Below are 26646 nucleotides of genomic sequence, written 5' to 3'. Positions count from 1 at the left end.
TTCCTCACCCACCGCAACCAATTGGGTTCCGTGCGTGATGGCGATGGTGTGTGCCGAGGCGACTCGTCTCGTCAGGATCGGCGATGGCTGTAGCCCGCCACACGTGCCTGCGCCCTGTTCGGGCTGTCAGTACTGCCGCGCGAGAACGCGTAGCGCCCTGACGAGCGGCGGGTTCGCGGAACCGCGCAGTACCCCCGCGCCCCGTGCGAGCACCGCTTCCGCCGTGAGCAGTTCGATCTCCACCAGCGCACCTGCGAGCCGTCGGCCGTCGGCCGCGGTCAGCGCCGGAAGCTCCCTTGCGGCCAGCAAGGCGGCGCGTGCGGTGGTTACCTGCTCGGCAATCAGTTCCTCCAGGGCCGAGCCGCCGATGCCGGCCGTCATGCCGTCCATGGTGACCCCGAACCGTTCCATCGTGTCGACGGGGATGCCCACGCGTCCTTCCCGCACGTCCTCGGCGAGGTCGTTGACGAAGTCGAGCCGCTGACTGCCCTCGATGAAAGTCCGGCATGCGGCCTGGTACCGCAGGTCGTCGTCTTCCGGTGCGAGCAGTCCCGCGACGAGCATGAAGGCGGGGTATGAATAGGCGTCCACGTATGCCTGGTAGTCGGCCTCGGTGGCGAAGCCCGCGAAATGCAGTTCGGCCGTGGCGGTCGCCAGGTAGGTCTCCACGATCTCCCGCAGCCGTGGATGGGCGGACACGGTGTGCACGAACGCACGGAGCAGCGGACGGTCACTCGTCCCCGTCCGCAACGCCTCGCGCACCTGCCGCTCCCAGGACGCCCACGCTGTCTCGCGCTGCGGCAGGGGCCCGGTGTCCAGAAGGTTGTCGCCGTGGTGCATCACGGCGGTCGCCGCCACCACATGCGGCAGCAACGGCCGTGGCAGCAGCAGCCTGGCCGCCAGGTACGCGGTGCGCCGGAAGCGTCGCACCATCTGCCGCTGACGGTCGTAGTCCGCACGCAACCCCGGCGCTCGGACACCAGCCGCGTCCAGGCTCTTCGTCCACCCTCGCATGGGCCGATCGTAGGGGCGGTCGTCGCAAGCGGGCGGAGAGGCTGTCCGTCTCCGATGAGCCGACGGGCGGCGGTCTCGTTCTCCGGTGCACTCTGACAGGCGTCTCAGATGGACGGCTTCCCTTGCGCCACCACGACCGTATCGTTAGGTCGCCGTACTGGCCGAAGTCGGCAGCAGTGCTTTCGTCCCTGGGAGACCGGGGCTGCCCGAATCTGTCCAGCTGTCCATTTCCTCGACTGCCACAGAGTCGGCGCCCGCGAGAAGAAGGATGTCCACCATGACAAGGCCCGATGCCAAGTCTCCCCGGCTCTACGCCGGCTTCGCGCAGTGCGCGATAGTGGTGGCGGCCGTGGCGGACGTGTACCGAGCCACGGCCGTCAGGGCTCACGTCGTGCACCCCACGGACGCGTCGCTGAAGGAGTCCGGGTTCGCGTCGATGGTCTTCGTCTACGCGATGACGGCGGCAGCCGTGTTGTTCCTTGTGTGGTTGGGGCGTTGTCGGCGTAACGCGCAGATACTCACAGGCGCATCCGTCGGGGCGTCCGGTGTCTGGGCTGTCGTGGCGTGGTTCATCCCCGTGCTCAACTGGTGGTTCCCACGCCAGTTCGTGCTGGACATCGAGCGCGCGAGTGCCGGCGTGTCGCAGAAGGCGAGCAAGGCGGCTTTGGTGAACGCCTGGTGGGCGGTCTGGGTCGCGCATCTTGTGATGGGCGCGGTGGCGCTCACGGCGGGACAGGGCACCGCGATCCTCTTCGTTGTGGTGGCGGAGACGCTCACCATCGGCGCGGCGCTGCTGGCGATCTGCGTCATCGAACACCTCACCCGGCTACAGGGTGCCGCGCTCCGCGCCGCGGCACCTGTCGAACCGCTCGCTCACGCCTGAGGGATCGACGCCGGGGCCGACCCGGGCGGGGCAGGGGCCGTCGCGGAATGAAGCTCGGGTCCGCAGGTCGAGCCGCCCTTGTGGCCCCACGTCGCCCCGCAGGTCGATCGTGTTGTCAGTCCTCCCTGTCATCATCCCGCCATGCTCTACGACGCCTTGGTGGCAGAATCCCGTAGGAACGACTCGCTCGACGACGTGAGGTCCGCCGCGCTCGACCGCGTCCGCTGGCTCGTCGACCTCCTGGAACGTCAACGCACCGAGTTCCGCCGGGCCATGGGGCCCGAGTACCGGCGATTCGAGGCGGAGGTCCAGGCGACCCGGGCCGAGATCGACCAGCGGCTCGCGGCCTGCGCGGACGAGGACGGCAGGGCCGCGGTCCTGTGTCTCATGCTGGCCGCCGACTTCGGCGACACGCTGTGGCACTACGACGCCGAGATCGGGCGCCTGATCGCTCGGGTGCGCGGCTGGACGCCCGACGAGGTCGCGGTGATGCTGCTCCGTGCCACCGAGTACGACATGGGCTTCTGGTTCGCCGACTCGCTGGCGTTGGTGCTGAACGCCGCCGACCAGCTCGACGCCGACGGCCGCCGTGCGGTCATGCCCTGGCTGCGGCACGCGCACACGGAGCTCATGGCCACCCCTGTCGAGGCGCGCCTGCGCGCATCGCTCGCCCAGCGCCTGCGCGGGCTGCTCGCCAGCGTCGACGAGGCGCACCTGCCCGAGGGACTGATCCCCGCCGACGCTCCCTGGGCCACCCCGCTCAGGGACCGCGCGAAGACCTCGCCGACGCCGCAACTGGCTGGCTTCGTACGCCACTTGGCGAGCCTGTCGGGCCCGCGCCCCGCACTGAGGTGGCGGCGGACGTGCCTCGAACTCGCGGACGCCGCGTCGGCGCGGGACCTCGTGGCCGACGTCCTGCGGGCGCTGGCCGAGGACGATCCGCTGTGCAGCAGGGGAAGCGGTGCGCATACCGGCTGGATCGGCGGCGGTTACCACTATCACTACGTCGTCCACCAGAACGACGGCGACCTGGCCCGCGGCGTCGTCTGGGCGGCCGCGCTGACCGGCGGCCCGGCCGCGGTGCGGCACCTGGGCGCGCTCGCTCTGCGGACCGGCGGAGCCGGAACCGGCGTGATCGAGGATCTCAAGCTCGCGGGCGCGGCGATCAACGCGCTGGCCGAGACCGGCGATCCGGCCTCGCTGGAGGCCCTGTGGCGGCTGCGGTCCCGGATCAAGCACCGCGCTCTGCGCAAGCAGCTCGACACCGCGCTGGTGACGGCGGCCGGGAAGCAGGGCATCACGGCGGAGCAGCTCGTCGAGCGCAGCGTGCCGGACCACGGCCTGGCGCCGGACGGCTCCCTGGAACGGGACCTGGGCGGACACCGGGTACGGGTGGCGATCGAGGACGCGGCGACCGTGCGGCTCACCTTCACACGCCCCGACGGGGGCACGTCCCGCACGGCTCCGGCGGCAGTGAAGGACGGCTTCCCGGACGAGCTCCAGGAGTTGAAAACCCTGGCCAAGGAGGTGCGGGGGACACTGTCGGGGGAGCGGGCCCGCGTCGAGGCGCTGATGTCGGCCGGGCGCGAGTGGCCGTACGACGAGTGGTGCCGCCACTACCGCGACCATCCGGTCACCGGGACTCTCGTCCGCGGCCTGATCTGGGAGTTCCAGGGCGCGGACGGCGACTGGCGTGCGGTGGCACCGATGGCCGAGCCGCCCGGCGAGCCCGAGCGCGTCCGGTTGTGGCATCCGATCCGGGCGTCGACGGACGACATCAGGGCGTGGCGGGAGCGGCTCGTCGCCGAGCGGCTGCGGCAGCCCTTCAAACAGGCCTTCCGGGAGATCTACCTGCTCACCCCGGCGGAGGAGGAGACCGGCGTCTACTCCAACCGGTTCGCCGCCCACATCGTCCACTACCGGCAGCTCTACGCCCTGTTCAAGGAGCGCGGCTGGCAGGCCAACTTCCTCGGCCGCCACGACGGCGGCTACGAGGGGCGGGCGCGGGCCGAGTTCGGCGACGGCGAGTGGCGGGCGTGCTTCTACCACGAGCCCGCCGAGGACGACTACCGGGACTACGCGCCCCAGTACGCCGCGACCGACCAGGTCCGCTTCGAACGGCGGGACGGCCGGCGCTGGAGGGAGGTTCCGCTCGCCGACGTGCCCCAGGTGGTGTTCAGCGAGGCGATGCGCGACGTGGACCTCTTCGTCGGCGTGACCTCGATCGCCGCCGATCCCGACTGGACCGACCGGGGCGACGACCGCTACGCCGCGTACTGGCGGACGGCCACCTTCGGCGCGCTGACAGCGAGCGCGCAGGTCCGCCGCGAGGCGCTGGAGCGGATCCTGCCGCGCCTGAAGATCGCCGACCGGTGCTCGCTCGACGGCCGCTTCCTGGTGGTCCGCGGGGACCTCGGCAGATACAAGATCCATCTGGGCTCGACCAACATCCTGATGGAGCCCCACGACGCCTATCTGTGCATCGTCCCGTCGCGCGGCAAGGGCGACGGCAAGGTGTTCCTGCCGTTCGAGGACGAACGGCTCTCTCTGATCCTCAGCAAGGCGTTGCTGCTGGCGGCCGACAGCAAGATCACCGACGAGTCGATTCTCATACAGATCAAGCGAGGTGCCTGATGGCCACCGTGACGTTCCGGGACGAGACCGCGGCGGGCAAGCCGGTCACCGAATGGGAAGTCGCCGGGCTGCCGGAACGGATGACCGTGCGGGAGCTGATCAGGCTCCGGGTCCGCGAGGAGGTCGCCCGGCACAACACCCGCCCGGGCGACCGCTTCAACGGCCTCGTCCGCCCCGACGACGCCGAGACGGAGCTGAACGGCTACCGACTCCGCGAACCCCGCCGCATCGACTGGGAACGTCAGGCCGAGATCGCCGAGCGGGCCTTCCTGGCCAACGGGTTCTTCGTGCTCGTCGCCGATCGCCAGGTCGAGGACCTCGACGAAGTCGTGGATCTCACCACCGATCCCGACCTGGTCTTCATCAAGCTCGTCGCCCTCGTCGGCGGCTGAGGGACCGGACCTTGGAGAGTCACTGGCCCTTCTCCCAGGCGCGTCCACCTGGGACCGACGACACAGGCACACGGCGGTGACATGATCACCTGACACGTACTAGGCCTTCCGGGCCAGTCCGGCGGCGATGAGGCGCTCCCAGACGGTGAGCTCCCGTTCGCCGCTGCTGTTCCACGGGTTGTCGACCACGTCAGGACGCCACAGGGACGCGGGGACGATCCCGGGGTCGAGGATCTCCAGGCCGTCCAGCAGGGATTCGATCTCCTCGTCGGTGCGCCACCGGCCGCGGCCGAAAGTCCGCTGGAGGACTGCCTCGGCCTCCGCCGTCTCCGGGTTGTTGCCGGAACGGAAGTGGCTGACGAAGAAGTAGCTTCCGGAGGGCACGTGGTCGCGCCAGTAGCGGACGATTCCAGCCGGGTCCTCCTCGTCGTTGACGTGGTGAAGGATGGCGCTGAACATGACGGCGACGGGGCGATCGAAGTCGATCAGTTTCAGGGTGTCCGGGTGGGTACGGACGTCTTCGGGGTTGCGTACGTCGGCCGCGACGAACCGGGTCCGGTCGTTCTCCTCCAACAGCGCACGGCCGTGGACCAGCACTTGGGGGTCGGTGTCCACGTACACGACCCGGGACTCCGGTGCGTGCCGTTGCGCGACCTGGTGGACGTTGTCGGCGGTCGGAAGGCCACTGCCCAGGTCGATGAACTGCCGCACGCCGGTGGTCGTCGCGATCTCCCGGACCGCGCGGATCAGGGCCGCGCGGTTGGCGAAGGCGATTGCCACCGAACCGGGAAGGTCACGTTTGAACACGTCGCCGATCTCCCGGTCCACGGCGTAGTTGTCCTTGCCACCGAGCAGGTAGTCGTAGACGCGGGCGATACTGGGCTTGGTGGGGTCGATGGAGGAGCCTTCATCCGTCATGTCGACAATCCTCCCCTGTGGCGTGGCCCGCTGACCATCACTTTGGAATCCTTGAACGGGTCTTCTCCGTGAAGTGGGCTCGCGCTGATCACCCGGCCGCGTCAGTTCACGTCGGCAGGGTCCACAGCTGATTGGGGGTGCCGGCGCAGGTCCAGATCTGCAGCCGGGTGCCGTCGGCGGAGCTCTGCCCGGTGGCGTCCAGGCACTTGCCGGACGCGGAGTTCACCAGCGTGCCGTTCGTCTGGGGCTTCCACTGCTGGGCACCGGTGCCGTTGCACGAGTACAGCTGGATCTTTGCGCCGTCGGCTGTTCCGGCGGCGGTGACGTCCATGCACTTGCCGAGGGCGCGCAGGGATCCGTCGGTGGCGACGGTCCACTGCTGGGCCGCGGTGCCGTTGCAGTCCCAGAGCTGGATGGCGGTGCCGTCGGCGGTGCCGGCCCCGGCGACGTCGACGCACTTGCCGCCGATACCGGTGATCGGACCGACCGGGGACGGCGGTGGCGGCGTACCGGAGGCGACGTAGGGGTTGTCGGCGTTGGTCAGGGTCTCCCAGGCCACGAAGAGGTTGTTGGTGCCTTGCGGACGGTGTGACTCCGTGTACGACTGGGTGTTGGCCATCGCATAGCCGTACCGGTTGTGCATGGCGTTGAAACCGGGCTCGGTGATCGGGCCGAGGCCGAGGTTGAGCGTGCCGTTGCACAGCCACGACGGGACCGCGGCGCCGTTCTCGTAGGTGGTCTGGAAGCCCAGCGCCTGCCGCAGCCGCTCACCGACCTGCGGGTACAGGTCCTGACCCTGGATCAGCGCGGTCTCCGCGACGTGTGAGATCGCGGAGATGCCGTACCCGGTGTGGGTGAAGTCCCGGCAGGTCTCCTGGGTGAGGCCCGTGACGAAGGTCGACTGTCCCTGCCAGTAGTTGATGACCTTTTGCGAGGTGTCCAGGCCGCTGCCGGGCACCGTCTTGGGGAGGGAGCCGTCCGAGGACAGGTAGATGTAGGCCGGGACCCGGTTGAGGTAACGCTTGATGGCCGTGTCGTAGCCGGCCGGGTCCTCGATGAAGACGGAGATGCCGACGGCGGCCTCCATCATCGAAAGCTCCCAGTTGCCGTTGCTGTTGGATCCGTTGACGACCTCGGGGAGGTAGACGTTCCGCAGCATCGCCGTGAAGCGGCCGATGTCCGAGGAGGACCAGCCGGTGTAGGTGTACCGGATGAGCTCGGCGGCCCGGGGCCACACCGAGCCCGCCCAGCCGGTCTGCAGCGGGGCGTTGCTGTTGGTGTGGTCGGTGATCACGGCAGACCACGCGTTCATCAGCTGGATCGACTTGTCGGCGTACCGGCTGTCGCCGCTGATGTACCAGATCAAGGCGTCGGTGTAGGCCGCGATGGCGTCCTGCCGCTCGTCGGTGCAGCCGTGGTCCGGGTTGGAGTAGGAGCCGCAGTCCACGACCGACCACGGCTTGGGGACGCGCGACAGCGAGGCATAGGAACTCGACGTCATCTGCTGGTATGCGGACGCCCATGGCTGGACGCCTGCCTGCACCTGGGTACGGACGTAGTCCAGCTGGGGTCTGCTCACCATCACGCCGGGATGGGTGAAGGCGGTGGGCGAGGCGGCGACCGTCGCCCCGGTGGTGGCGGTGCCCTGCGCGGCGGCCGGGCCGGCGAGGCCGCCGCACAGCAGGGCAGCGGCAGCCGCGAGGGTTCCGGGAAGCACGGTCGTGGCGCGGCTCCGCCGCAGGAATTGACGCAGTTGCATGGCAGGTCCTGCCCTTCGGACTGGTCTTACCGGTGCGGAACGGATCAGGCGGGGAGGGCCCACTTCTGGTTGGCGTTGCCACTGCAGGACCAGATCTGGGACTGCGTGCCGGGTGTGGTGGACCAGTCGGTGTCGTCGAGGCACTTGCCCGACTGCGGGTTCAGCAGCGAGCCGTTGGCCTGCGGGACCCATGCCTGCGCGCCCGTGCCGTTGCAGTCGTACAGCTGCACCTTGGTGCCGTTGGCGGTGCCGCCGGCCGCGACGTCCAGGCACTTCCCGAGCACCCGCAGGGTGTGGTCGGAGTCGTTGACCGTCCAGGTCTGGGCGTTCGTGCCGTTGCACGTGTAGACCTGGATCGGGTTGCCGTTGGCCGTGGAAGCGCCCCTGTCGTCGAGGCAGAGGCCCGCGTAGCCGGTGATCGGACCGGTGTGGGTGGTGCCACCGCCACCACTGCCGCCGATGCCGTTGAAGATGCCGGCGAACTGGTACGGGCTCTGCGGGGTGCCGCTGCAGGTGTCGGAGAGTGTGCCGTTGGTCGCACAGGCCGCGTCACGGCCGAGGGACCAGTAGCCGATCTGCTGGATGCCTTTGGACTTGGCGAAGTCGGTGAGCGTGGTGGCGTTGCCCGTGGTGAAGATCTCGTTGAGGGAGTCGTTCACGCCGATCATGGGCGTGTTGCCCTCCATGGCCCACAGCTCGGCGGAGGTCTTTGTGGACCAGACGTTCCCCAACTGGGTGTGGAGTGCGGTGGCGGCGCTGATGGCGGCAGAACCCATGTCGGAGACGTTCTGGTAGTAGTCCATGGTCATGATGTTGACCAGATTGACGTTCACATTGCGGGACTTGGCGTTGTCGACCAGGCTCAGCCCGTCCTTGTCGAGACCGTCGGGGTTCGTCGGCAGCGTGTAGTCGATGTCCAGCTTCCGGCCGGCGGCCTTGGCAGCCGCCTGGAGGCCCGCGATGGCCTGGTTGCGGCGGTCGTTGGCGGCGGTGTCCTTCAGCGCCGACCCCTCGATGTCGAAGTCGAGCCGGGTGAGGTTGAGCGTGTCGATGACCCGTTGGTACTGGGCCTGGAGCGCCGACACGGTGCCGCAGGCCTGGGCGAGTTCGGTTCCGGCGGCACCGCCGAAGGAGGCGATGACGTCGCCGCCGGAGGCCCGCAGGTTGTTGATCGCGGTGGTCCAGCCGGCGTCGCTGATCGACATGTTGCCGTTGAAGGTGGCGTTACAGGTGCCGTCGCTGAGTACGAACCCGAGGTGGAAGTGGTTGACGCCGGTGGCGGCCCGGGCGTTCGCCATGGCGGACGGGGAGTTCCAGGTCTCCACCCAGGGCGCGACGTATTGGGCGGGAAAGCCTGGACCGGGGTTGGCTGCTGCCTGGGCGTCAGAGGCTGCACCGAGCAGGGAGACCGACGCCAGGAAGCCGACGAGGGGGGACAGATGTCTGATACGCATGGGCCATCCAACTGGGTCTGGTGAGGGACCGGTTCGTGGGGGAGAAGGAGGAGCGGCCGAGCAGCGCGAAGTCAACTAGCGAAGAAAGCAACGCGCAAGAGAACTGACAGGAAAGGTTCCTGTCGTCGTTGACTTCGACTTCTTCGAACGGCCGCGCCGTATGGCCCACGGTGCAGTTTCACGAGGTTGCGTCACAGACCCCGCTCGACTCCCTTGACGCCTTGCTGCGTACGGGAGTTGAATGCGCGACGGCCGGGCACGGCAAGGTAAGACAGCGGCTTTGCACCGTCGCTGTTGGTTCGCCGCGTTCGCCGTCGGAGGAGGCTGGAGCTGACCGGCGACGGCAATGACGGCAACGAACGCGGACGACGACTGCTCATGGCGGCTTGCGCGCCTCGTTGCCGTGCAGGAGGAAGCCGCGCACCGCCCGCCCGGATCGCCGTGGCCGCGAGGGTGGGCCTGACACGGCCCGGCTACGCCCGACCCCGTTCGCCGAGCTGGCGCAGCATGGACTCCGTCGTGTCGCTGACTCGCTGAAGCCGACTTGAGGTGAGACGCCGCACGTGCCCGATGAGCTCGCCGAGGCCGGCAGCGGCGGACCGGGGGCTGGGGTACACGCCCGGGAGCGGGACGCCGGTCAACGCCGCCAGGTAGCCGGCAGGCCAGGAACAGGCTGCGTGCGCTCCTGGCGCGGCAGGGACGCCGTGAAATCGCGCGAATCGGCACGCTTCTCCGGCGGCAGAGCGACGGCCTGACGGACGAGGTCGGGCACCCGCTCTCCGGCCCTGGTGTCCGCAGGGGCGAGGTCGTGGGGCACCTCGACACCCGCGATCACGAATAGGGCCGCGGTGTGCAGGCGGAGCGCGGGCGCAGGCCGCCGAAGCAGAGACGGGCTCGGTGCCCCGCCGCGGAACAGGCTCAGGAGTTCGGGCTCGGAAACGTCGGCGAGCAGGGGCAAGGCGCCGAGGTCCCGTTGCCGGTGATCCGCCGGCCGCTTCAACAGCGCACCGAACCCCTCAGCCCCTGCCATCGAATCCGGCCGCGCCTGGTCGAGTGACCACACCCCCGTCAGCGGCCGACCACGCAGCGCGGTGGGCGACGAGTGGGCACCGGTACGGCGACAACGCCGACGCAGACCGTGGCCTGCGCCGGTTGGGGGGGTGGCTCAGCGCTCCGTGCGGGCTGGCAGCCGCCATCCCGGGCGGGGGAAGTGGCAGGTGTAGCCCTCGGGGTAGCGCTCCAGGTAGTCCTGGTGCTCCGGCTCGGCCTCCCAGAAGGGGCCGACCGGCTCGACCTCGGTGACGACCTTGCCCGGCCACAGACCGGAGGCGTCCACATCCGCGATGGTGTCCTCGGCGATCCGCTTCTGCTCGTCGTCCACGTAGTAGATCGCCGAGCGGTAGCTGAGGCCGATGTCGTTGCCCTGGCGGTTCTTGGTGCTCGGGTCGTGGATCTGGAAGAAGAACTCCAAGATCGTGCGGAAGTCGGTCTTCTCGGGGTCGAAAAGGATCTCAATGGCCTCCGCGTGGGTCCCGTGGTTACGGTACGTCGCGTTCGGCACGTCGCCCCCGGTGTAGCCGACCCGGGTCGCCGTCACGCCCGGGAGCCGGCGGATCAGGTCCTGCATCCCCCAGAAACATCCGCCCGCCAGTACGGCCCTCTGCGTCTGCGCTGCCATGTCGGCCCCTCCACTGTCTGTCGCCTCGGTCACTCGCGCCGCTCGGTTCGTACACCGTCGGCGTCCCGTACCCTCTGGCTACCTCAGCGCGTGAGGGCTCCGAACAATTCCGCGCCTGCCCGACCGGTCCTCCGGTCGCCGCGCGCTCGGCTTGTCGGCGGGCCCCTGCTGCCGTGGGCGCCTCCCAGCGACTGCACAGGACCCGGGGAGCCGGGGTGCATCCGACCGCGCGGCGTTGCGTCCGTGACCCTCTATGCGCTGATGACGGCGCGGCGAACCTCGGGCCCTGTGACTCGGATCAGTCCTCGACGGCCATCTCCCCGAGCAAGGACCAGTCGTCCTGTTCGAGTTCCGCGTTGACGATCCGCGGTGTGTCCGCCAGGTACGGCGGCAGGGTCTGCTGCGCGGCCCTGAAGTGGGCGGACTGGACGTGTGCGGCGCCGGCGTCGGCGTGGCGGAAGGCCTCGACGAGTACGTACTCGGCCGGGTCGGCCAGGCTGCGTGACCAGTCGAACCAGAGGCAGCCGGGTTCGCTGCGGGTGGCCTCGGTGAATTCCCGGACGATCTCCGGCCAACGCTCCGCGTGCTCCGGCTTGATCCGGAACTTCGCCGTGATGAAGATCATTTCGCTGCTCTCCGTCGTGCCGGTGATGGTCAGCCGAGGTTTCCGAGGCGGGCGTCCTGCCACAGGTCGACGCCGCCGTCGGTGGCGTATTTGTCGATCTCGGCCAGTTCCTCGGTGGTGAAGTCGAGGTTGTCCAGCGCGGCGACGTTCTGTTCCAGCTGTTCGGTGCGCGACGCGCCGATGACGAGGGACGTGACGCGCTCGTCGCGCAGGGCCCAGGCGAGGGCCATCTGGGCCAGGGTCTGCCCGCGACGGGCCGCGATGTCGTTGAGAGCGCGCAGCCGGTTCAGCATGTCGTCCGACAGCCACGCCGTGTCGAACGACGTGCCCTGCGCGGCCCGCGAGTCACCGGGGATGCCGTCGAGGTACCGGCCGGTCAGGAGCCCCTGGGCGAGGGCCGTGAACCCGATGACGCCGAAGCCCTCCTCCTGGGCGGTGTCGAGCAGACCGTCGGTCTCGATCCAGCGGTTGAGCATGCTGTACGACGGCTGATGGATGAGGAGCGGGGTGCCCAGGTCCCGGAGGACGGCGGCCGCCTCGCGGGTCCGTTCGGCGTCGTAGGAGGAGATGCCCACGTACAGCGCCTTGCCCTGACGGACGGCGGTGTCCAGTGCGCCCATCGTCTCCTCGAGCGGTGTGGTCGCGTCGAGCCGGTGGGAGTAGAAGATGTCGACGTACTCCAGGCCCATGCGCCGCAGCGACTGGTCGAGCGAGGCGAGCACGTACTTGCGGGAGCCGCCGCCCTGGCCGTAGGGGCCGGGCCACATGTCCCAGCCGGCCTTGGTGGAGATCACCAGTTCGTCCCGGTACGGCGCGAGGTCCTGCTTCATCAGGCGCCCGAAGTTGATCTCGGCGGAGCCGTAGGGCGGGCCGTAGTTGTTCGCGAGGTCGTGGTGGGTGATCCCGAGGTCGAAGGCGCGCAGCGCGATCTCCCGCTGGGCCTCGAACGGCCGGTTGTCGCCGAAGTTGTGCCAGTAGCCCAGGGACAGGACGGGAAGGTCGAGCCCTGAGCGGCCGGTGCGCCGGTAGCGCATGGTGCCGTTGTAGCGCTCAGGATCCGCGACGTGGTTCATCGGGCGATCTCCGGGTGGGGCGGTGAATGCCCCCGTCGGGTTCGAGGGGGCGATTCCCAACGGTGCTCCTGCGCGACTCTGAAGTCCAATAGCGCCAATCCATCGGATTCAGCAGTGTTGCTTCTGAATGGGATCCAGCACCCCGCGCCTCCTGTTTTCCTGTCAGTGGCGTGGAGCGGCCGCGAGAGGTGACACCCCGTTGCGCCGGTCATGCATGGTGAAGTCGGACCGGACGGCCACACCGGACTGCAGCAGCCTCTGGCGGACCACTGGATTTCGGCCGGGGTAGGAGACCACAACGCTGATGTAGCCCTCGGGCAGACCGGTCACGGCGTACTCGCCCCGTGCGTTCGTCGCGGTCCGCACCAACTGCCGGCCGCCGGCGTCCATGACGGTCACCGCGGCATGGCGGAGCGGCTTCTGCTCGCCGTCGTGGACGGTGCCCTCCAGCATCGGCAACGGCTCGCCGAAGTGGTGACGGTGCACCGGAAGCGCGGTAGGCGTGGGCGCCTCCACGGACGGGTCCTCCACCGGCGGCTCCGGAACGTCCTCCTGCTCGTCCTCCGGCCCGCGCCGTACGGCCATGCGGTGGTGCCGCCACGCGTCGAGGCCCAGCAAGGCCATACCCGCCGTGGTCCACGCGCACAGCACGAGGACCGGCTTGAGCACCCCCGCATCGCCGAAGTACAGGACCCCCTTCAGGGCGTCCACCGCGTTGCCCAGCGGCATGACGGCGTGCAGGCCCTGGAAGAACCTCGGCAGCAACTGGACGGGGGCCACGCCGCTGGAGGGAACGCTGAGCACGATGTACAGACCCAAACCCACCAGAGGGAAGAACTGCTTGGTGAAGGGCGCCACGCCGAGGGAGAACGTGGCCACCGCCGTGGTGAGCAAGAAGGCGATCGCCAGGGCCGAGGGCTCGTCGGGGAAGAAGCCCAGCCCCACGCCGACGAAGAAGCCCACGACGCTGAAGAGCGCGGCTGCGCCCGCGATCGTCAGGAGCTTCTTGCGACGGTTGAACGTCACCGCCCGCAGCAGGGTCGTCGCGAGTATGTAGCCGGGGACGTTCCAGGCGATTCCGAAGTAGACCAGGGTCGTGCCGAGCCCGTCCTTGCTCACGGTGGGCGCCACGTCCGTGACCGTGAGCCTCTGGTGGTTGTGCGCCGCAAGCTGGGTGAAACCCTTGGTCAGCACCTGCTCCAGGGCCACCCCGTTGGCCTTGGCCACGTACAGCACAGCATGTCTGCCCCTGGCGGCGTAGCCCGCCACGGCGCCCCGGCCCAGTACCGCCTGGCGGGCTTCCCGGGCGTCTGCCACAGCGGCGACTTCGAACCCACCTGGATGCTGCCGTCGCAGAGCGGTGTCGACCTTGCGTTCCACTGCGGGGTCGGCGATCACGATCTTCGCGTGGTTCGGCTGGGGCTCATGAAAGGCCAGAGGGAAGCAGAACAGCAGCCCGAGGAAGAGCAGCGCCGGGATCGTCAGTGCCTCGGCCAGAGTCCTGGCCAAGGGTATGCCCCGAGGACGTTCGATCCGGTGTTTCACGGAACCACCCTTGTCTTCGATCCCCGCGCCGGCCCATCACCGTGGCGCCATCCCGTTAATGTACCGATCGGCACATCCATGTTGGGTGGACCATACGTGTACCGGCCGGTACAGTCAAAGCCGTGCCTCGCCCCGTCAACGTCGAGAAGCGTGCCGAGCTGCTGAAGCAGGTCGTGCACCACCTCCAGCACCGCGGCGTCGCGCAGATGTCGCTGAGCCCGCTCGCAGAGTCGATCGGCACCACCAAGCGCATGCTTCTGTACTACTTCGGCAGTCGCGAGAACCTGTTGGCCCAGGCACTGGCCGCCAGCCGTCCCGACGCCCACGCGATGTTCGACGACGTCCACGACACCGCCGGGCTGCGCAAGGCCGCCCATGCGCTGTGGGAAGCGATGACCGTAGGGGAGCAGTCCGGACCGGTCCGCATGCTGCTGCAGCTGCTCAGCCTGGCCGCCACCGATCCGGAGCAGTACGGCACCCTTGCCGCCGACAGCGTCGAGGTCATGATCGGCCCCATCGCCGCCGCATACGGCCGGCTGGGTCACACGCCACAGCAGGCGCGGGCAGGGGCCACGCTGCTCGTCTCCGGCCTGCGCGGGTTGTGCCAGGACCGCCTGGTGACCCATGACGTCGCCCGTACCGACGCGGCCGCTCGCCGCCTCATCAGGGACGCGGTCGCGGCGGCCGACTGAGCTCGATGGGGCCTTGCGGCTTCCGTACTGGCCCAAACGGATGATTCGCCGGCGCCGCAGGGTGAACGCCGGGACCGTGTGCCCCGAGCCGACGGCCGACGGCCGCTCGCGACCATACGTTGACTCCTGTGTCGCTGAGCTACGCCTTTGTGAACCTGAAGCCCGGAGTGGGAAAGACGACGAGCGCGGTCTGGTTGGCGCACGCGCTTCACGAGTCGGGTATCCCACCGCTGCTGGTCGACAGTGACGCCGCCTCCTCCGCACTGCGCTGGAGCGAATTGGCGGGTGGCTTCCCGTTTCCGGTGGTCGCTCTTCCGGTGGGCGACGTGCACCGGCGCGTGAACGACTTCCTCGGCGACCGCAAGGCCGTCGTCTTCGACGCCCCGCAGTTGGAGGACCACGCGCACATCACCCGGAGCATCATGAGGTACGCAAGCGAGTGGATCGTGCCGGTGACTCCGGCTCCCATCGAACTGGATCGCATGGCGCCCATCGGCGGCGAGATGGGCGACGTGCAGTCCCTGCGCGCCCAGCCGGCCCGTGCCGCCGTTCTGCTGAACCGAACGAATCGCGCCGAGGCCACGCGCACCGGTCCCGACGCCGACGCCCGCGAGGTTCTCACCGAGCGGGGATTCGACGTGTTGTCCACCCACATTCCGCGGCTCGACCTGTACGCCCAGTCGTTCGGCAGCCCCGTCGACGTCAAGGGCTCGGCGTACATGGACCTCGCAGACGAACTCATCAAGCGACAGGACAAGGCATGAACCAGCGCAAGGACACCTACCGGGCCGCATTGCAGCGGGAACCGGACGCCGCCGTACCGCGTCCCGTCAAGGTCACTCGGCTGCACACCCGATACGTGCGGGTGACCATCGAGCTCGACGCCGGCTTCCCGCGCGACCTCATCCGATGGGCAGGATCACCGGTGTCCGCGATGGCACGGGTCGGCGCCGCTGCCCTGCGACCCCTGCGAAGCGCCCCGTAAGCGGGGCGGCGCAGGCGCGCGTGCCCCGAACGGCGATCAAGGCCGCCGTACCCGTCAGGGAGCGGTGCCGAGATCCACGGCGAGGTCCTGCGCCTCGGTCCAGAACCTGTCGTCCGCATCCTGGAGCCGCGAGGCGGCGTGCTTCAGGTGGCGGCGCGCGGCGGCGCGTGCCGCCTCGGCGTCACCTGCCTCGATCGCGGCGAAGATGGCGTGGTGCTCCTGCCGGACCGCTTCGATGAAATCGCCCCGCCGCGCCTCGTTCGCGCGGGTGACGCGGATGCCGCTGCGCAGTACCTCGCCCAGGTACCGGACCGTCGAGACCATCACGGCGTTCCCGGTCGACTCGGCGATGGACGTGTGGAAGGCGAGATCCTCGTCCACGCCGTCGCCCCCGGCCGCCACGGCCGCGTCGATCGCGTCGAGGGCCTGACGTATCCGGGCGAGGTCGTCCGGTGCGGCACGGGCGGCCGCGAGATACGCCGCCTCGCCCTCGATGGGGCGACGTACCTCCACGATCTGCAGCACCTTGGACCTGGTCTGGGAGGCATCGGCTTCCAGGTCGAGCGGTCGGGTGCGCCGAGGCAGGACGAACACGCCGAGACCTTGGCGCGCTTCGACCAGGCCCACGTTGCGAAGCCTGGAGACGGCCTCGCGCACCACCGTGCGGCTGACGCCCAGATGCTTGACCAGCTGCACCTCGGTCGGCAGCTTGTCGCCCACGGCCAGTCGTCCGGACTCGATCTCCTCCGACAGCACCGCGGCGACCTGGTCCGCGAGCCGCACGGGACCGTTCACCTTGGAAAATATGCTCTTCAGTCTATCGGCGCCGCCCTGTCCGCCCCGGCTGCGAGCGGGGCGACGTCGACCAGCACCGCGTCGGCGTGGTCCTCGACGTAGTCCCGTACCACCGACTCGAAGCTCGGGTCGGGTTCCAGCCCGAGGGCGGTGGCGCGCGCGTTGTCGAAGACAGCGGGCCAGGAGCCCACGATGGCCTCGATGTCACGATCGGGTGCGATCGTCACCAGGTCGGCGACGGTGTCGCCGGCCACCCGCCGAAGCGTTGCCAGCATCTCGGCGACCGAAACCGTGAGCGCCGGGAGGTTCACCGGCACGCCGCCGCCGAGGCGCCCCGGGCCGACGCCTCGCTCAACCTCGGCGACGCGGAGGATGCCCGCGACCGTGCGCCGGGGCGAGGCCAGGGCCACCCGCAGTCCGGGATGCACCGGGCAGGTGGCCGGGAGGCCCGCGAGCGGCTCGCGGATGATGCCGGACAGGAAACCGGAAGCGGCCGCGTTCGGCTTCCCCGGCCGTACGGAGACGGTCATGAGGCGGGCGACGCGTCCGTCGACGAAGCCGCGGCGGGTGTAGTCCGCGATCAGCTGCTCGCAGACGAGCTTCTGCGTCCCGTAACTCGACCGCGGCGTGGGCAGGGTCGACTCGCTGACCACCGGCGGCAGCGGCAGCATCGGGTCGGAACCGTAGACCGCGACGCTGCTGGAGAACACCACCCGCGGCGTCGGGCCGCCGGCGGCCGACTGTGCCCGGGCGGCTTCGAGCAGCGCGCGGGTCGTGTCCACGTTGGCGCTCATGCCGAGGTCGAAGTCGGCCTCGCACGCGGCCGAGACCGCGGCGGCGAGGTGGATCAGCACATCCACCGGCTCACCGAACACCTCGTCGAGGTGGTCCACCAGGTCGCCCTGGACGACGTCCACGAGCGGGTCGGCCGCCGCCGTCGATGCGGGCGGCACGATCCGGTCGGCGAGCACCAGCCGGTCGATCGGTGCACCACAGAACGTTCGCGTCCGCAGCAGTGCGGCGGCCACCTGCTGTCCCAGGAAGCCGAAGCCACCCGTGATGACGATCCTCATGCGTTGTTCCTTCGGTCGCTTCGGTCGCTTCGGTCGCTTCGGTAGCCGTCGAGCCGGCGGAGACCCTCGCTCGTGCCGGCGCGGGGGGCGGCCAGCGCCCCCAGGGCGACCATGTCGGGCCCCGCGAAGACCGCCGCCACTACCTGCACGAGGAACACGTCGACCGCACCGTCCGGCTCATCGAGGACTGGGCGAGGACGACGACCGCCTGAGGTCAGCTCGGCGTCAGGATGATCGCCTGGCCCCCCGCGCCGGCCATGGCGATGTCGAGCGTGGACTCCGAGGTGACGGTCCGGGTGCTGACCACGACCGGGGTCTGGTACGGGTTGGTGCCCGGGGTGCCGTCGGCGTAGACGGTCGCGGTGTAGGTTCCGCCGCCCAGGAAAGAGAGCGGGATCGACAGGGTCCGGGACGTCTCGTTGGTCATCGCTCCGAGGTACCAGGTGTCGCCGTTGCGGCGGGCGACCGCCACGTACTCGCCGATGGACCCGGCCAGGGTCCTGCTCTCGTCCCAGGTGGTGGGGATGGCGTTGAACCAGGGCAGTCCGGGCCAGTTCGCGGGGTTGGAGTACTTCGAGGGCTTGTCGTACCAGAAGAGGAAGTTCAGCGGCTGGTAGTACACCGCCGCCATCGCCATCTGGTGGGCGTTGGTCGTCTTGTCGCGCGACTGGCCGTAGCAGATGGTGTAATCCATCGGGCCGCCGATGTTGCGCGCGAAGGGCAGCGTCACGTTGTGCGTGGCGGTCGGGAAGTTCTCGTTGCCCCGGACGCCCTCCAGGCTGATGTAGTTCGGGTACGTGCGCTCGTAGCCGAACGGCCGGACGTCGTCGTGCATGTCTATCAGCAACTCGTACTTGGCGGCCGTCTGCGCCCAGCCGGTGATCTGGTTCGTCATCGCCTGGGTGCCGTCGTTGATGAAGCCGAGCTTGATGCCCGCGACGCCCCAGCTCTTGTAGAGGCCGAACAGCGAGTCGGCGTCGGTCAGCGCGAGCCGGTTGACGTAGAGGAAAACGCCGATGCCCTTGCTCGTCGCGTACGAGACGACGGACGGCAGGTCGATGGCGGCGATCGGCTTCGTCGCGTCCGGGGTGGAGAACTCGGGCCCGTACCAGCCGGCGTCGTACTCGATGTACTGCAGGCCGCGGGCCACGGCGAAGTCCACGCCCGCGAGGCCGGCCGCGGTGGTGAGCTCGCAGCGGAAGACCTTGCCGGGCTTGATCCACGAGGTGTCGGTGAGGGCGCTGGGCGGCGCCAGGTTGAGTACGAGCTCAGCGTTGTCGACCAGTTCGGCGTGGGTGGAGCCGATCACCACCGCGCGCCACGGTGTGGCGAACGGGGTGGTGACCGTGGATTCGGTCGCCACCGGTCCGGTGCCGCGGGCGGTGTGCTCCATCAGGAAGGCGGCCAGGGTGTTGGGCTGCCCGGGTACCGAACTGAGCATCAGGCGGGGGAAGTCGATCCGCGAGGACTCGCAGACGCAGGCGATGAGCTCGCCGGGGAGGGCGGCGGTCAGCGGCAGGTCGGTCAGGGGGCCGTTGTCCGTGCTGGAGGTGCCGGTGACGGGGATGGAGCCCGGCGCCACCGGGTTGTAGGGGTTCTCGTCGCGGGCACTGTAGACGGTGGTGTCGTCGGGGAACACGAACGTCGTCAGTTCGTCGGAGACGGTGGCGGTGCCGGTGTCGAGCAGGACGTAACGCAGCGCGACGCCGGTCTTGTAGGCGCGGATCTGGACGCTGAAGCGGAGCCCCGAGGCGGTGTCCTCAAGGTTCCAGCGCTGCTCCTGGTAGTGGTCGGTGACGGTCGCGTTGCGCCCGTACACCGGGGACCAGGTGGTGTGGAGGGTCCAGTGCTGGTTCTGGGTCACCGTCACCTGGCTGCCGAGGACGGTCCCGTCGCTCAGCCTGAGGCCCAGGGCAGAGGTGTCGATGACTGTCTTGCCGTCGTGCTGGGCGGACCACCGCAGCGCTCCGTCCACCACCGACATCGTGATGGAGTTGCCGCCCATGCGCGCGGTCGCGCTGACCGAGGCCCCCGCCGCGTAGGCGGGCCGCGTGGCGCCGATCCCCGCCGCCGCCAGACCGACGGTGACGGCCGCGCCCTTGAGCATGCCCCGACGGGACAGCGCCCCCGAGCGGCCGGCTCTCTCTGCGGTGGGCTCTTCCTGGTCGCCGGAAATTCTCATCGTCAGGGACCTCTCCGATTGAAGGGCGCGTCGTTCGCGCGCGGCCTGATTTGAGCGAAAGGTGTAGTAAGCGTTTTCTGGAGCCGTTGTACGTGCTGATGTGAGGGCGGGTCAATACCTGCGCAGCCGGAGCGTCGGAGAGGGAGGACGAGGACGGCACCCTCGAGGTCCCCGGCGCGGTCGAGAGGGGTCCGGCATGCCGGTGACGCGTCCGGTGCGGCAGCCGGGCGCCGCCCTCCACGCCCCCATACGATCACGGCCATGGGCGAGCATCGGTCCGCAGCGGAGCCTCGTCGGCAGCCCCGTCAGGGCGGATGGTCGCGGCTGACGTCCTCGCGTTTCGTGCCGGCCGTGGTGATCTCCCTCATCATCGCGGCCCTGGCCGGGCTCTTCGTCGGCGCCTACTGCTGGGCCATGGCCGATCCCGTACCGCATCGCATCCCCGTCGCGGTGACGGGAAAGTCGGCCAAGGGCGAACGGTTCGTCGGCGCGCTGGAGGCCGCGCTGCGCACCTCGCTCGTCCTCCACCCGTATGCCGACTACGACAAGGCCCTCGCCGCGGTCGGCGCGCAGCGGGAGTTCGCGATCCTGCAGCGCCGTCCGGCCGGGGTGGAGGTCGACGTGGCGAGCGCGGCGGGTGCGTCGGTCGCCCGGGTCCTCAGCCGGAGTGCCCCGGCGGTGGGCCGGGCGCTGGCCATCCCCGTCCAGGTCAGGGACGTGAAACCGCTTCCGGCCACCGACCCGCAGGGGCTCGCGCTCTTCTACATCGCCCTGGGGTCGACCATCCTCGGTTTCGTCGGCGCCATCCAGCTCGGAGGGCATGCCCTGGCGCTGCGCCCCGCCGAACGGATCGCCGCCACCGCCGGCTACTCCGTGCTGGGCGGACTGTCCATCTGCGCCATGACCGACTGGGTGCTCGGCGTGGCACGGCTGCCGTTCGCCCAGTCGTGGGGAATCTGCGCGCTCACGATGTTCACCGCCGGCATGATCTTCACCGCGTTCCACACCTTCCTGGGCCGGTGGGCGCTGCTGCCGACGTGGCTGCTGCTGGTCATCCTCGGCAACCCCTCCTCCGGGGGTGCGGTCGCCTGGCCGCTGCTCCCCCCGATCCTGGGCTTTCTCGGGCGGTTCCTGCCACCGGGCGCGTCGGTGAGTGCCCAGCGCAACGCCATCTATTTCCCTCACGACCAGCACGTCGAGCCCTATGTCGTGCTCGCCGCGTGGTGCCTGGCCGGCACGTCGGTCTTCCTCGCCTGGCGTGCACGCCACCCCGGCAGCCCGGCGACCGCACCGGCCACCGCCCCCGGTGCGGGAAGCGCGTGATGAGCGGGCACCCGGATCGCCCTGTGGGCCGACGCGTACGAGACGTCGGCGGCTGCGTCGCCGCCCGCGGTCGGTTACGTTGATAAAGCCTGGTCAGAGCGTAGTGACAAGCCGTAACCACCCGGGGACGCACCATGACCGGCCTGACCGTCGTCCTTCTGCTCGTGGTCCTGGCCACAGCCGTGGCGACCGGTGCCCGGCGCTGGAGCCTGCCGGCCCCCTCGCTGCTCGTCGTCGCCGGTCTCGTCGTGGGGCTGATGCCGTGGGTTCCCGAGGTGCGCCTGCCGCCTCACACGATCAACGTGCTGGTGCTGCCGCCACTGCTCTTCGCCTCGGCCGGGGAGATCTCCGTCCGCGACCTGCGCACCGTGTGGCGGCCCGTGACCGGCCTGGTCTTCGGTCTGGTCCTCGCCTCCGCCATCGCCGTCGGGTACGTCGCCCGAGCGATCACCCCGCTGACCGCCGCGACCGCGTTCATCCTCGGCTCGGTCCTGGCCAGCACCGACCCCGTGGCCGTGACCGCGCTCGGCCGGCGCCTGTCCCTCCCACCGCGCGTGCAGGCCATGGTGCAGGCGGAAAGCCTGTTCAACGACGCGACGTCCCTGGTCCTGTACAAGGTCGCCGTGGCCACCGCGGTTTCCGGCAGCGCCATCACCCTGTCCGGCACCGTCGAGCAGTTCCTGATCCTCGCAGGCGGAGGAGTCCTCATCGGCGCGGCGGTCGCCGCAGTGGTGACCCTCATCCGCCGGCGGACCGAGGATCCCATGCTGGACACGGTCATCGCATTGGTCACCCCGTACGCCTCGTACGTCATCGCGGAGCAATCGCACGCCTCGGGCGTGACCGCCGTCATCGTCTCCGGCGTCGTGCTCGGGAGCACCGGTCACAAGCTCAGCAACGCCCCCATCCGCCTCCAGGTCCACGCCGTCTACGACACTGTGGCCTTCCTGCTGGAGAGCGTCGTCTTCGCCCTCATCGGCCTGCAGCTCCCCTCCGCCGTCCGCCATCTCGCGCACGACGAGCGCGGCTGGCCGCTGTGGGTGCCGGTGATCGCCTTCACCGTGCTGGCGATCCGCCTGCTGTGGGTCTTCCCGCTGTCCGCCCTGATGCAGCACCGGCACAGCGAGGGCGACGGCCGTCTCTCCTGGCGTGTCCCGGCCGTCCTGTCCTGGGCAGGCACCCGTGGCGTCATGCCGCTGGCCGCCACGCTCTCCATCCCCCTGACCACCGACGCAGGGGCGCCGCTGCCGCACCGGGCGCTCATCCTCACACTCACCACCGGGACCGTCGTGCTCACCCTTGTCTTCCAGGGGTTCACCCTCGCCTCTGTCGTCCACCGCTCCGGTATCGCTCTGGAACCGGAGCACACCGCCCGCGAGGAGGCCCGGACCCGCCGGCACATCGCCCACGCCGCTCTCGAAGAGCTCAAACAGCTCGGCGATCTGGACCAGCTCGCCGAACTGGGTGGCGCCGCCGAGGCCGCCCTGAAACAGGCCCGTCGCCATCTGGAAGCGCGTATCCACCAGGTCGAAGACGCCGACTACAGCGACCCGGACGCCCGTCCTGCCGACGTCTACCGCGAGATACGCCGGACACTCATCGCGATCGAGGCGGCCGAGCTCCAGCGTCTCTACGAAGCCAACAAGATCAGCAACGCCACCCGTCGCCGGATCCAGCACGAACTCGACCTCGAAGAAGCCAGCCTCCGGGACCGCGGCTGACTGCCGGTCCCGGTATCCCGCTCCAACCCGCTCCCACGCGGCTGAGGACGACCGGTTCGCCGACGCTCGGTGCCCCCACCGGCGTCGGCCACCACTATGGACCCGTTGCGCTCGCAGGTCGCCGCAGCCGATGCCAGACTGACGACGTGGCCGTCATGTCACTCTCAGACGGCACGTTGCGGGCGCAGTGCGCCGGCGCCCGCATCGTCGCCGTCTGCCCTCCGGCGGGCCTCGGCCTGCCGGTACGCGTGGCATGGTGAGGAGGCCGGGTACCGCCGCCGTGCGCAGTCAGGGAGGCGCCCGTGCCCGCTGGACGACCTGTCCTGTCGACGACGCCGCCGAGGGCCCCGCCGCCGAACCGCGCAGCCGTGCCATGTGCGCCGCCGGGCCGACGACTCCGGCACCCGGGACTTGTCCCGGACCGGGGCCTGTCCGCCGGGACCTGTCCCGACCCGGTATCCGTCCGAGCCGGTATCCGTCCCGGTATCCGTCCGTCCCGGTATCCGTCCCGGCCCGGGACCTGTGGAACCTGCCGGTCCGAGGCCGCCCTCGGCTGAGGACCTGATCGGGCCTCGCCCCGGTGGGAAGGCCCAGGGAGGTCTCCCGCATGAAGACCTGCATACGGAACGCCGTCCTCGCTGTGACCGCGGTGTCGGTGGCCGTCGCCCTGGCGGCCTGCGGACAGAGCGGCGAGAACGCCGTCGGCGGCAGGAGCGGCGGTCCGAGTATCGGCCTGCTGGTGCCGGATGCGGTCACGCCCCGCTGGGAGACGGACGACAGGCCCCTGCTGGAGAAGAAGATCAAGGAATTGTGCGGCGACTGCAAGGTCGTACACGCCAACGCCCGGGGCGATGTGGCCACCCAGCAGCAGCAGGTCGACTCCATGATCACCAGACGGGTCGATGCGCTGGTGCTCGTGGCGGTCGACGCCAGGGCGCTCAGTTCCGCGGTCGGGAAGGCGGCTGGGGCGGGTATCCCGGTGATCGCCTACGACCGCCTCTCCGAGGGCCCCATCTCGGGCTATGTCTCCTTCAACGGCCAGGAGGTCGGCAGGCTCCAGGGCAGGGCGCTCCTGCGAGCCATGGATGAGAGAGGGCACGGCGACGAGATCGTCATGATCAACGGCGACCCCACCGACCCCAACGCCGTCGCGTTCAAGGAGGGAGCCCTGTCGGTGCTCAGAGGCAAAGTCAAGATCGGCAAGATGTTCGACACGCCCATGTGGCGGTCGGACCTCGCCAACATGAGCATGTCGGGAGCCATCGCCGACCTGGGCGCCGACCACATCGACGGCGTCTACTCCGCCAACGACGCCCTCGCCTCCGGCATCATCTCCTCCCTCCGAGCGAACAAGATCAGCCCGCTGCCCCCGGTCACCGGCCAGGACGCGGACCTCGGAGGCGTCCGGCGCATCGTCGACGGCGAGCAGTACATGACCGTCTGGAAGCCGTTCCAGCCCGAGGCCGCCGCGGGTGCCGCCATGGCCGTGGCCGCCGCCCGCGGCGAGAGCCTCGACCCCATGGCCACCGGCAAGGTGAGCAACCGCAGCGAGAAGGCGGTTCCGGCCGTCCTGCTCACCCCGGTGGCCGTGACCGCCGACAACATCAAGGACACCCTCGTGAAGGGCGGGGTGTACACGATCCAGCAGATCTGCATTCCCCGACTCAGGGCGGCCTGCGACAAGGCCGGACTCACCGGATAGGCCGAACAGGCCGAACGGGCGGCCGAGCAGGCCATCAGGTCGAGCGTGCTGAACAAGCCGAACAGGCGCACGGGCCGGACAAGCCGTTCACCACGGCCGGGCCCGGGAAGGAGATGGTTTCCGTGCCGGCTCAACCCCTGCTGGCACTGCACGGCGTCTGCAAGCGCTACGGCGTCGTTCAGGTCCTCACCGACATCGAACTGGAGGTTCGCGCCGGCGAGGTCGTGGCGCTCCTGGGCGACAACGGGGCCGGCAAGTCCACCCTGGTCAAGGTGATCTCGGGCGTCGCGCCCGCGGACACGGGCGTCATCGAGTGGGAGGGCCGGCCGGTGCAGATCAGGCGTCCCCACGACGCCCGTGGACTCGGCATCGCCACCGTCTACCAGGACCTCGCCCTGTGCGGGAACCTCGACGTCGTCGGCAACCTGTTCCTCGGCCGTGAGATCCGAAGGTGGGGATTCCTCGACGAAGTGGAGATGGAACGCTGTACCCGGGACCTGCTGAAGCGCCTCGCGACCGGCCTGGTCGATCTGCGCTCCCCGGTCGTCTCCCTGTCGAGCGGCCAGCGGCAGATGGTCGCCATCGCGCGCTCGCTCCTCGGCGACCCGCGGCTCCTCCTCCTGGACGAGCCGACGGCATCCCTCGGCTTCCAGCAGACCGCCGAGGTCCTGGAGCTCGTCGACCAGCTGCGTGACCGCGGCATGGGGGTACTGCTCATCAGTCACAACATGGCCGACGTCAAAGCTCTCGCAGACCGGGCCGCGGTGCTGCGACTGGGCCGCAACAACGGCTTCTTCAACGTGAACACCGCGTCTCAGGAAGAGATCATTTCCTCCATCACCGGGGCCACGGAAAACGTTCCGCATCGAGTGGCCCACCGGGAGGTGGAGTGGTGAAAGAGAGCCGCAAGAGGGCAGACGACACGCGGGCCGCCCCCGCCGCCCCCCGTCAGCCGCAGCCCGGGCGGAGGATCGTCCCTGTGGTGGCGGGCTGGGCCGCTGCGTCCCGGCGCAGGTTCATCGCCGGCGAACTGGGCTCGCTCCCGGTCATCCTCGTGCTCGCCGCGGTGTGGATCGTCTTCCAGTCCCTCAACCCCAACTTCCTCTCACCCCGGAACCTGTCCAACCTCAGTGTCGACATCGTGGGTACGGGTCTGATCGCGGTCGGCATCGTCTTCGTGCTGCTGATCGGCGAGCTCGACCTGTCGGTCGGCTCGATCAGCGGCCTCGCGGCGGCAGTCTTCGCCGTACTGAACGTCAACAACGGCATGCCCGAATGGCTCGCCGTCATCCTCGCCGTCCTCACGGGCACCGCGACGGGGACCCTCCAGGGCTTCTCCGTCGCCCGTACCCGCGTCCCCGCGTTCGTGGTCACGCTGGCGGGACTGCTGACCTGGAACGGCGTCATGCTCTACATCCTCGGCACCACCGGCACCATCGACCTCGACGAGAACGGTTTCGTCGCCCGGCTGACCAGCTACTACTTCGGCAACCACAGCGTCGCCTACGCTCTGGCGGCGTTCGGCGCCGGCCTGCTCTTCCTCATCTCCTACCGGGACAGGCGCCGCCGGCGCGCCCTCGACCTGCCGCACCGCTCGCTCGGCGAGATCGGAGTGCGCACGGGAGCACTCGCGGTGGTCGCGTTCGGCGCCGCCTACGTACTCAACCGGTTCCAGGGCCTGCCGCTGGCCCTCCTGATCTTCCTCGTCATCACGGCCGGCCTGGACATCCTCCTGCGCGGCACGCACTACGGACGGCAGGTCTACGCACTCGGCGGCGGCATCGAGGCGGCCCGCCGCGCCAGTCTCAGCGTGGTCTGGGTGCAGACCGCGGTGCTGGCGATCTCGGGCACGATGGCCGCGATCGGCGGCCTGTTCCTCGCCTCACGGATCACCTCGGTGAGCCAGTCCTCCGGCTCGGGCGTCCTGCTGCTGAACGCCATCGCCGCCGCGGTCATCGGCGGCACCAGCCTGTTCGGCGGACGCGGCACCACCTGGTCCGCGGTGCTCGGCGCGCTGATCATCCAGTCGATCTCCTCGGGCATGGCGATCACAGGCATCCCGGTCGCCGTCCAGTTCGTGATCACCGGCGGAGTTCTCTTCGCCGCGGCGGTCATCGACGCACTGTCGCGACGGTCGCAGGAGGCGCATGGGCGGGCGTGAGGGGCGTGCTCAGCCCGTGCCGGCGCGCGGGGATGCC

The 26646-nt window shown here is 69.7% G+C and carries 23 protein-coding genes and 1 pseudogene; 11 read left to right on the top strand and 13 right to left on the bottom strand.

The window, feature by feature from the left end; genetic code table 11:
* Positions 1-126: 126 nt before the first annotated feature.
* Entirely contained in the window at positions 127-1014 is an 888-nt protein-coding gene (locus tag ACIRC0_RS04020; protein ID WP_403610877.1) for a squalene/phytoene synthase family protein, read from the bottom strand.
* A gap of 277 nt (positions 1015-1291) precedes the next feature.
* On the opposite strand from ACIRC0_RS04020, the gene ACIRC0_RS04015 reads away from it, so the two are divergent.
* From ACIRC0_RS04015 to ACIRC0_RS04005, 3 genes are all read left to right on the top strand, one after another.
* Entirely contained in the window at positions 1292-1897 is a 606-nt protein-coding gene (locus ACIRC0_RS04015) for a DUF4328 domain-containing protein (RefSeq protein ID WP_403610874.1), read from the top strand.
* A 141-nt stretch (positions 1898-2038) separates the two neighbouring features.
* Positions 2039-4531 (top strand): DUF4132 domain-containing protein, encoded by a 2493-nt coding sequence (locus ACIRC0_RS04010; RefSeq protein ID WP_403610873.1) that lies wholly within the window; start codon positions 2039-2041, stop codon positions 4529-4531.
* Entirely contained in the window at positions 4531-4923 is a 393-nt protein-coding gene (locus tag ACIRC0_RS04005) for a hypothetical protein (RefSeq protein ID WP_403610870.1), read from the top strand. The genes ACIRC0_RS04010 and ACIRC0_RS04005 overlap by 1 nt, the downstream gene beginning before the upstream one ends.
* A gap of 99 nt (positions 4924-5022) precedes the next feature.
* Here ACIRC0_RS04005 and ACIRC0_RS04000 read toward each other — a convergent pair whose 3' ends face one another.
* From ACIRC0_RS04000 to ACIRC0_RS03960, 9 genes and pseudogenes are all read right to left on the bottom strand, one after another.
* Positions 5023-5841: an SAM-dependent methyltransferase gene (locus ACIRC0_RS04000; protein WP_403610867.1), complete on the bottom strand. Its 819-nt coding sequence runs from the start codon at positions 5839-5841 to the stop codon at positions 5023-5025.
* Positions 5842-5947: 106 nt separating this feature from the next.
* Positions 5948-6319: a ricin-type beta-trefoil lectin domain protein gene (locus ACIRC0_RS03995; protein ID WP_403612688.1), complete on the bottom strand. Its 372-nt coding sequence runs from the start codon at positions 6317-6319 to the stop codon at positions 5948-5950.
* Between the two features lie 45 nt (positions 6320-6364).
* Positions 6365-7600: pseudogene (locus tag ACIRC0_RS03990) on the bottom strand (alginate lyase family protein); the annotation flags it as partial.
* 44 nt (positions 7601-7644) lie between these two features.
* Positions 7645-9054: a ricin-type beta-trefoil lectin domain protein gene (locus ACIRC0_RS03985; protein ID WP_403610865.1), complete on the bottom strand. Its 1410-nt coding sequence runs from the start codon at positions 9052-9054 to the stop codon at positions 7645-7647.
* A 637-nt stretch (positions 9055-9691) separates the two neighbouring features.
* A complete protein-coding gene (locus ACIRC0_RS03980; protein WP_403610862.1) occupies positions 9692-10117 on the bottom strand; it encodes a hypothetical protein in 426 nt (141 codons plus the stop codon).
* Positions 10118-10219: 102 nt separating this feature from the next.
* Positions 10220-10732 (bottom strand): peptide-methionine (S)-S-oxide reductase MsrA, encoded by a 513-nt coding sequence (gene msrA, locus ACIRC0_RS03975; RefSeq protein ID WP_403610860.1) that lies wholly within the window; start codon positions 10730-10732, stop codon positions 10220-10222.
* Between the two features lie 298 nt (positions 10733-11030).
* On the bottom strand, positions 11031-11357 hold the full coding sequence (locus ACIRC0_RS03970) for a putative quinol monooxygenase (protein ID WP_403610858.1): 327 nt from the start codon (positions 11355-11357) through the stop codon (positions 11031-11033).
* Between the two features lie 29 nt (positions 11358-11386).
* Positions 11387-12430, bottom strand: coding sequence for an L-glyceraldehyde 3-phosphate reductase (gene mgrA / locus ACIRC0_RS03965; RefSeq protein ID WP_403610855.1), 1044 nt, complete (start codon positions 12428-12430; stop codon positions 11387-11389).
* Between the two features lie 162 nt (positions 12431-12592).
* Positions 12593-13939, bottom strand: a complete 1347-nt coding sequence (locus tag ACIRC0_RS03960) for a carboxypeptidase regulatory-like domain-containing protein (protein ID WP_403610853.1) — start codon at positions 13937-13939, stop codon at positions 12593-12595.
* 158 nt (positions 13940-14097) lie between these two features.
* Here ACIRC0_RS03960 and ACIRC0_RS03955 point away from each other — a divergent pair, with 158 nt between their 5' ends.
* The 3 genes from ACIRC0_RS03955 (at position 14098) to ACIRC0_RS03945 (ending at position 15652) form a co-directional block, all read left to right on the top strand.
* Positions 14098-14667, top strand: coding sequence for a TetR/AcrR family transcriptional regulator (locus tag ACIRC0_RS03955; RefSeq protein WP_403610850.1), 570 nt, complete (start codon positions 14098-14100; stop codon positions 14665-14667).
* A 128-nt stretch (positions 14668-14795) separates the two neighbouring features.
* The gene (locus ACIRC0_RS03950; RefSeq protein WP_403610848.1) at positions 14796-15431 is read left to right on the top strand and encodes a hypothetical protein; all 636 of its coding nucleotides are present in this window, start codon (positions 14796-14798) and stop codon (positions 15429-15431) included.
* Positions 15428-15652: a hypothetical protein gene (locus tag ACIRC0_RS03945; RefSeq protein ID WP_403610845.1), complete on the top strand. Its 225-nt coding sequence runs from the start codon at positions 15428-15430 to the stop codon at positions 15650-15652. Before ACIRC0_RS03950 ends, ACIRC0_RS03945 begins: the two co-directional genes overlap by 4 nt.
* A gap of 54 nt (positions 15653-15706) precedes the next feature.
* On the opposite strand, the gene ACIRC0_RS03940 is transcribed toward ACIRC0_RS03945, so the two are convergent.
* The 3 genes from ACIRC0_RS03940 to ACIRC0_RS03930 all read right to left on the bottom strand — a co-directional run bounded on the left by ACIRC0_RS03940 (position 15707) and on the right by ACIRC0_RS03930 (position 19702).
* Positions 15707-16447, bottom strand: a complete 741-nt coding sequence (locus ACIRC0_RS03940) for a FadR/GntR family transcriptional regulator (RefSeq protein WP_403610842.1) — start codon at positions 16445-16447, stop codon at positions 15707-15709.
* Between the two features lie 17 nt (positions 16448-16464).
* Complete coding sequence (denD, locus tag ACIRC0_RS03935) at positions 16465-17520, bottom strand: D-erythronate dehydrogenase (protein WP_403610839.1); 1056 nt, start codon at positions 17518-17520, stop codon at positions 16465-16467.
* 214 nt (positions 17521-17734) lie between these two features.
* Positions 17735-19702 (bottom strand): glycoside hydrolase family 97 catalytic domain-containing protein, encoded by a 1968-nt coding sequence (locus ACIRC0_RS03930; protein ID WP_403610836.1) that lies wholly within the window; start codon positions 19700-19702, stop codon positions 17735-17737.
* A 261-nt stretch (positions 19703-19963) separates the two neighbouring features.
* Between ACIRC0_RS03930 and ACIRC0_RS03925 the strand changes: the two genes are divergently transcribed.
* From ACIRC0_RS03925 to ACIRC0_RS03905, 5 genes are all read left to right on the top strand, one after another.
* Entirely contained in the window at positions 19964-21025 is a 1062-nt protein-coding gene (locus ACIRC0_RS03925) for an ABC transporter permease (protein ID WP_403610834.1), read from the top strand.
* Positions 21026-21159: 134 nt separating this feature from the next.
* Positions 21160-22746 (top strand): Na+/H+ antiporter, encoded by a 1587-nt coding sequence (locus tag ACIRC0_RS03920; RefSeq protein WP_403610831.1) that lies wholly within the window; start codon positions 21160-21162, stop codon positions 22744-22746.
* Between the two features lie 607 nt (positions 22747-23353).
* Positions 23354-24448 (top strand): sugar ABC transporter substrate-binding protein, encoded by a 1095-nt coding sequence (locus ACIRC0_RS03915; protein WP_403610828.1) that lies wholly within the window; start codon positions 23354-23356, stop codon positions 24446-24448.
* A 113-nt stretch (positions 24449-24561) separates the two neighbouring features.
* Positions 24562-25344, top strand: a complete 783-nt coding sequence (locus ACIRC0_RS03910; protein ID WP_403610826.1) for an ATP-binding cassette domain-containing protein — start codon at positions 24562-24564, stop codon at positions 25342-25344.
* 74 nt (positions 25345-25418) lie between these two features.
* Positions 25419-26609, top strand: a complete 1191-nt coding sequence (locus ACIRC0_RS03905) for a sugar ABC transporter permease (RefSeq protein WP_403612685.1) — start codon at positions 25419-25421, stop codon at positions 26607-26609.
* Positions 26610-26646 lie beyond the last annotated feature (37 nt).

It is taken from the genome of Streptomyces sp. NPDC093984, from assembly GCF_044764595.1.
GTDB lineage: Bacteria > Actinomycetota > Actinomycetes > Streptomycetales > Streptomycetaceae > Streptomyces > Streptomyces cynarae.
The sequence above is the reverse complement of the archived record's forward strand: the minus strand, read 5'-3'. Positions and strand labels throughout refer to the sequence as shown.